Origin of the sequence: Mycobacterium sp., from assembly GCF_035314665.1 — a bacterium.
In the GTDB taxonomy this organism is placed as follows: Bacteria; Actinomycetota; Actinomycetes; order Mycobacteriales; family Mycobacteriaceae; genus Mycobacterium.
This window is the reverse complement of sequence record NZ_DATFZD010000264.1, coordinates 21,714-28,410: the sequence shown is the minus strand read 5'-3', so window position 1 is coordinate 28,410 and position 6,697 is coordinate 21,714. Positions and strand designations below refer to the sequence as shown.

Here is a 6,697-nt window from a genome sequence, read left to right as displayed (position 1 = left end):
TTGATGGGTTCGAGCATCCAAAACGGCATCGGCGGCTCCGGTGACTTCGCCCGCAACGCCTACATATCGATGTTTGTCACCCCGTCGACCGCGAAAGGCGGGTTGATCTCCTGCATCGTGCCGATGGTCAGCCACGTCGACCACACCGAACACGACGTGCACGTCATCGTCACCGAGCAGGGACTCGCCGATCTCCGCGGCCTCCCGCCGCGACGCCGCGCGCAGGAAATCATCGATCACTGCGCGCATCCGGACTACCGGCCCGCACTGCAGGACTACCTCGACCGGGCCATGGCCATCACCGGTGGCCAGCACACCCCGCACCTGCTCGGCGAGGCATTGTCGTGGCATGTGCGCTACCTGCGGGACGGAACCATGAAGCCGACGTGAACCATGAAGTCGGTCAGTCGCCGTCGTCGCTGATCCTCTGAAGCCGTCGGTGCGGACAATGACCGGGTCCGCGCTTCCGGTTTGGGCAATCCGCCTTAATCCGATGCACTGCCTGCCGGGCCGGTCGGTCCCGGCTGGCCGAGATTGCCGCGCAGCGGCCCGGGATCGCCCGCTCAGCGCGCGTCTTGCGCGTGTTCGACGTCGGCCGGAGTCAGCCGACAGCTCGGCGTCGTCGTTACGCGGCCGGTAGCCGCCGAACGGACTCAGTGGCTGAGCGTATCCATTGTTCGGGCCATCCCACGCTCCACAGCCGCGACGATGCTCGGGCGCAATTCCGCCGCCGCAATGATCGAGTGGACCGAACCCACCTGGCGGGCCCGCTCGACGGTGTGTACAGCTTCAAACTCCGCTGCCACCTCGCCGAGCTTGTCCGAACGTACTGCCGTGCGGGTGGCGGAGAGCTGTACCCGCAGACTGGCACTCGCCGCGTCGTCCGCGCTAACGGCAAGCTGCGCTTCGAGCCCGCGCACGGCCGGGTCTGCTGCGGTACGTGCGTTCACCTCGCGCGTGAACACCACCGCTGCCGCGGGTGCACCGCCGATAACCGAGGAGAACGATCCCTCGATTGCGAGCACTTCCATGTTGTCGTTGAGCGCGTTGGAGAACACCACGAAAGCCCCGCCGTGATAGCGCGAGATCACGCAGAACACGATCGGTCCGTCGAAGTTGACGATGGCTCGGCCGATTTCGGCGCCGTATTCGAGCTGGATTTTCCGCAGCGACTCGGGTGAACCGTCGAAGCCCGACAGGTTCGCCAGCACGACGAGGGGTCGGTTTCCGCTTGCGGCGTTGATTGCGCGCGCGGTCTTCTTTGAGGATTCCGGGAAGAGAGTTCCCGAAGTCCACTGGTCCGGCCCGTCGGCTGGGACCCACCCCTTACGCGGGATGACGCGCGATTCAATGCCGATGACGGACACCGGAATTCCGGCTATGTGCGCGTCGAACACCACGGAGGTGTCGGCGTCGGCCATATCGGCCCACCGCTCGAGTACCGCATGGTCCTGGTCGACCACCGAACGCATGACCGTGCGAATGTCGAACGGCTTCTTGCGGTCTTTGTTGGTGATCGTCGAGAAGATGTCGCCAACGGTTGTGAAGTCGCTGGACGGATGTACGTGCGGGTAGGTGCAAACGTCACGGTCGACCGGGTCGGAACTGACAGCGCGGCGCGGGAAGCGTTCTCCCGGAGCGACATACGCGTGGTCATAGTGCGCGAAGAGCACTTCGCACGCTGCCTGAAGGTTCGGCGACCAGTACTGAGCTTGGCCGTTGGGTCCCATCACGCGGTCATAGCCGCCGATGCCGAAGTTGTCCTCTGCCGAAACTCCACCGGAGTAATCAAGGGATTGCTTGCCGGTGAGGACCATCGCGCTATCCGGCGTCATGACCAGAATGCCCTTGGTGTGCATCAGCATCGTCGCTTCGGCGTTCCAATATGGCTGCGCGCCGACGTTGATTCCCGCGACGATGACGTTGATCTCACCGCCGTTTTGGGTGAACGTGATGATTCGGCGGAGAGCCCGCGACACCCAGTCCATGTTCTCGGTGCCGCTCTCCATCGAAATGGTTGCGCCGGAAGACAACGCGAACCACTCGACCGGTACCGACAGCTTCTCGGCGAGATCGAGCGCCGCGACCACGCGAGCGCATTCGGCTTCAGCCACTGTGCCCAGCGCTTTCGTCGGGTCACCGAACAGGGCGACGCGTCTCATTCCCTCGGGGTAGCGGGTCGTCGGTCGCGACACCATGCCAACGATGAGGCCGGCGGTGTTGCGGCCATACGGACGGTCGACTGGGACAAGCGTGCGGGACGCGTCGAAGTCGTATTCGACGAACGTGCCCTCGCTGCCGGTGAGAAGTGGGATCAGCTCGTAGGGGTAAACGGTGCCGCGAGCTTGTGAGCGCTGCACCTTCTGTGCGTACTCGTCGAGGGGGCGCAACGGCTCGGTTGGGGGCGCCGTCACATTCGCGACGACGCCGGCGCCCGGGCTGTATGAGAAGCGAATTGCCACTCTCCTGGGCTGCGATGTCTGGTCGTCCTTGATAGTTGCCAGGATCGTGATTTCTTCTAGGCCCGCATTGACCGCCAGCGGTGCTATGCGTTGCGTGATCGCGGGGAGCCGATCTTCAGGGATGTCGAGCACCGGCCACACGTAAATGGCCACGCGGTTGGCGTCGAGCCGCTTCATGCCCCGCTGGGCCTGCGCGCGGCGAATGGCGTCGAGACACTCAGCGAAGGCGCGCTCAATGGCCGGGAGCCCGACCACCTCGCCGAACTCGTTCACCTGGGTAGTCACATCACGAACCTCCGCGAGCGCCATGAGGCGCTCATCGGACGGATTCTCTCTGGCCACCACGTGGAAGAGGTATGTGCCTGGCGCGGCCGGTAAGCGAGTGCCGTCGAAGTTCTTGAGCCGCCACAAATCGAGGCGTTGTCCGGTGAGCGGGTGCATGTCGCGGATTGTCCGGTCCTCCGCCAGGCCACCGTGTTGTGCCGAACGGAACGTCACCTGATGCAGGTCGCGACCCACCACCGTCACGGTCACTCGGCGCCAATCGTTCGCGCTGGGGTGCGCGGCAAGCACATCACGCAACGCGGCGGACAATTCGTCGCCGTCGGTGGGCGCGTCCGGCCACGACAAATAAATGTCGACAACCAGGTTGTCAGCGTTGGGTCCGGCGATTTCGTTGACGGCGCGCAGCGTTGCCGACAACCGCGCTCGGTCTGTCACAGTCGATACAAGATGCAGCTGCTCTCTGGCCAATTCGTAACTGCCGGTGACGAACTGGCCACTCGCTTTTTCGAAGGTCTTGACGTCTTCGAGCGTGCGGATCTCGTAGTACCGACGCGTGACTACCTCGAGTAGCGCACCGGGACTGGAAATGCGTTCTGCCAGCAGGTCGATCAATAGCTCTGGAGTTGCGACAAGGGCGTCGATGCGTGCCGCGTAGTCCGGCGCGTCAGGATTGTCGGCGAGATATTGCAGGCCTTCGCGCACGCCCTCGTAGACCTGCTCGCGTGCCTTGCGGATCTGCGGCTCGTCGAACAGGCGGAACCGCAGGTTTCGCGCGATGTCGCCGATAACCGGGTAGCGCACCTGCGTTGCGACGATCAGCCGCTCCAGTACCTCGCCCACCGCACTCGTCGAAGCGGATGGAACATCGTCGGCGGTGAGCCAGCGCCCAAGCAACGCGGTGATCACGGGTACCTGGTTCTCCATGCGCTGCAACGCGAGGAATAGCCGGTAAACCGCGTCCTCCAACTCGGGACCGGGCTCGAGCGTGTCGATGTCGTAGTTGCGCAGCGCGCGGGCGATCTTGCTGCGAAACGCCGGTGGCAGCCCCTCCACCTCGGCGTCTAGGGAATGCAGGAAAGTGTGGAAGTGCTCGCGTGGGCTGTGGACGCGCTCATCGGAACTCTCCTCGTCCAGAGTCGGACGGTTGCGGGAAAGCTCGCAGACGTCGGCGAACGTGTCCAGCAGTGCGAGTTCGGCCTCGACGAGTTCTTGGTCGTCGCGGGGCAGGCTGCCGCGAAGGTCGTCGTACTCCGCGAGCAGGCTGCGCGCGCGGCCGGCGCCGACGTCGTAACCGGTGATCAGGGCGCGGAGTTCGCCGAGGCGCGCGAGTGCCTCGGTGCGCGGGTTCGCGTCCTCGTTCCTCGGCTGGGTACGGAACTGAACTCGCGGCGCGGCTTCTGCCGCCGTAGCTTCGCCGACCTGGTCGAAGCGCAGTAGTGCGGCGCCCGCATCGACCTGGCTGTTGACGATGGCATACACCTCACGAACGCGTCCCGCGGACGGTGCGCGTACGGCGGTTTCCATCTTCATGCTTTCCAGCACCACGAGAGTGGCGCCGGCCTCGACCTCGTCGCCCACCGCCACAGGCAGAGCGACGACCACGGCCGGAGACGAGGCGCGAACCAGGCCGGCTTCGTCCTGGCTGACGCGATGACTTATGCCGTCGACCTCGACGAGGAACCCAGTGGGGCCCGCGACCGTGACGATCTGGAAGCGGTGGTCGCCAAAGGTGAGTCGACTCTCGAATTCGCCGAGCCATTCGACATCGACGACGAGTTCGCCGCTGTCCCCGTCGACTCGGTACCTGCGCGGACCGATCTGTCCGACCTCGAGGTTGTAGGCCTGGCCCTGGTACTTGAGTTCAACAGTCCGGCCGATGGCGTGGGTGGCGCGCGGTCGACCACCGCGTGCCGAGGCCAGGAAACCGGCACGTTCGAGGCTTTCCTCGGCTTCGTAGGCGTCGACCGCGGCGGCGATCAGCGCGATGTCGGCCGTCGGCGTAGGGCCGGTGGCCATTCCAGCGTCGGTGCGGTCGAGCCAGCCAGTGTCGGCCGAGGCGGAGACGACCTCGTCACGGCTGAGGAGATCGAGAAGGAAAGACTTGTTCGTAGTGCCTCCGTCGATGACGACGGTGGTCTCACGCAGGGCAGTGCGTAGCCGCGCCAGCGCTTCGTTTCGGTCGCGTCCCCACGCGATGATCTTGGCGACCATCGAGTCGTAGTCGGGCGGGATGACGTCGCCCTGTGCAATGCCGGTGTCGACGCGGATGCCAGAGCCGAGCGGGAACTTCAGCAGTCGCACGGTGCCCGGCGCGGGAGCAAACCCATTGTCGGCATCCTCCGCGTTGAGCCGGGCCTCGACGGCGTGGCCGAACTCAGGGGGGCAATCGTCGACGAGAGCACCGCCGCTGGCGACGAATATCTGCAGCTTGACCAGGTCGAGGCCGGTGGTGACCTCGGTGATCGGGTGCTCGACCTGCAGCCGGGTGTTGACCTCGAGGAACGTGAAGACGTTCTGATCCGGCTGGTAGAGGAACTCCACGGTGCCGGCCCCGCGGTATCCGGCAGCGCGGGCAAGTTCGGCCGACACGCTTCGAAGATGGTCAGCCTGCTCCTTGGTCAGTACCGGGGAGCTGGATTCCTCGATCACCTTCTGGTTTCGGCGTTGGATGGAGCAGTCCCGCACTCCCGGCGCCCAGACATTGCCGTAGTTGTCGGCCACGATCTGGACCTCGACATGGCGGGCATTGGTGACAAGGCGTTCGAGGAACACCACCGGGTCGCCGAACGAGCGCTCGGCTTCGCCCTGCGTGCGCTCGAGTGCGACTTCGAGTTCGTTCGGGGCGAACACCTTGCGGATACCGCGGCCGCCGCCACCACTCCGGGCTTTGATGATCAACGGGTAGCCGATGGCTTCTGCGTGGCGGCGGGCGTCCTCGCGGGTCTCGACGGGGCCACGGCTCCACGGTGCGAGCGGAACGTCCACCTTCTCGGCCAGAAGTTTGGCCTCGACCTTGTCGCCCAGTGTCCGCATCGCGGCCGGGGGCGGCCCGATGAATGTGAGGTTCAAGTGCGCGCAGAGCTCGGCGAAAGCGATGTCTTCGGCGACGAAACCCCAGCCCACCCACACCGCGTCGGCCTTGGATTCCACCAGAGCGCGTTCGAGTTCGGCATGGTCGAGGTACACAATGCCCGCCGATGTTCTGCGGAGCGTCACGGCTTCGTCAGCTTGGCGTACGAACATGGCCCGGCGCTCGGCGTCGGTATGAAGAGCGATAGTCGTTATGCCGCAGCCGTGCTCGGCATTCAGTTCTCGTACGGCCCGAATCAGGCGTACCGCGGCCTCACCCCTGTTGACCACTGCAATTCGTCTTGGAAACGTGACTCTCAGGGGGTCGGACATTCGCTAAGTGTGCTCCGCCGGGCCCAAAGAAGGAATCGTGGACCGCGCTGTCGACCGGTGTTGACTACCGAACAGGTCGCCGGCGCGTTCACAGTCCACGCTCTCTCCGCTGCCGGGCCCGTCTGGGCTCCAGCGCCCACTAGGCAATTTGACTTCAACTAAATCTAGCGCATGCATGCTATAGTTAGCAGCATGACAACACAGGAGAAAAACATGACCGACAAGTCCTCAACCAACCCGACCGATATTCCTGACGCCGTCCAGAAGTTCGGTGAGCAGCTGCTTTCGGCGGTCAAGCAAAGTCAGAGCCTGGCATTGGACGCGGCTCGTGTTTACGCAGCGGCGTGGTCGTCGGTGCCCTTGCATCTGCGCGAGATCCCCAAGAGCGCTGCGTTGCCCGACGTGCCGACGGTCACGGCCTACGGCTTCGACCTTGCCGCCGAACTGCTTGCCGCGCAAAAGGATTTCGCGGTGACGCTGGCGACGACGTTGACTCCGGACAAAACCGCCGACAAAACTGCCTGAGCGATAATCAGCGGTAGATACCG

Annotated in this window: 3 protein-coding genes; 2 read left to right on the top strand and 1 reads right to left on the bottom strand. The window is 64.6% G+C overall.

Annotated features, from left to right (window positions below):
• Positions 1-390 (top strand): acetyl-CoA hydrolase/transferase C-terminal domain-containing protein (locus VKI00_RS18885; RefSeq protein ID WP_324440049.1); only part of this gene is annotated, 390 nt, incomplete at its 5' end.
• A gap of 263 nt (positions 391-653) precedes the next feature.
• Here the strand turns inward: VKI00_RS18885 and VKI00_RS18880 are convergent.
• Entirely contained in the window at positions 654-6,149 is a 5,496-nt protein-coding gene (locus VKI00_RS18880; RefSeq protein WP_324440047.1) for a biotin carboxylase N-terminal domain-containing protein, read from the bottom strand.
• A gap of 192 nt (positions 6,150-6,341) precedes the next feature.
• Here VKI00_RS18880 and VKI00_RS18875 point away from each other — a divergent pair, with 192 nt between their 5' ends.
• Positions 6,342-6,674, top strand: a complete 333-nt coding sequence (locus VKI00_RS18875; RefSeq protein WP_324440045.1) for a hypothetical protein — start codon at positions 6,342-6,344, stop codon at positions 6,672-6,674.
• The last annotated feature ends 23 nt before the right edge of the window (positions 6,675-6,697 follow it).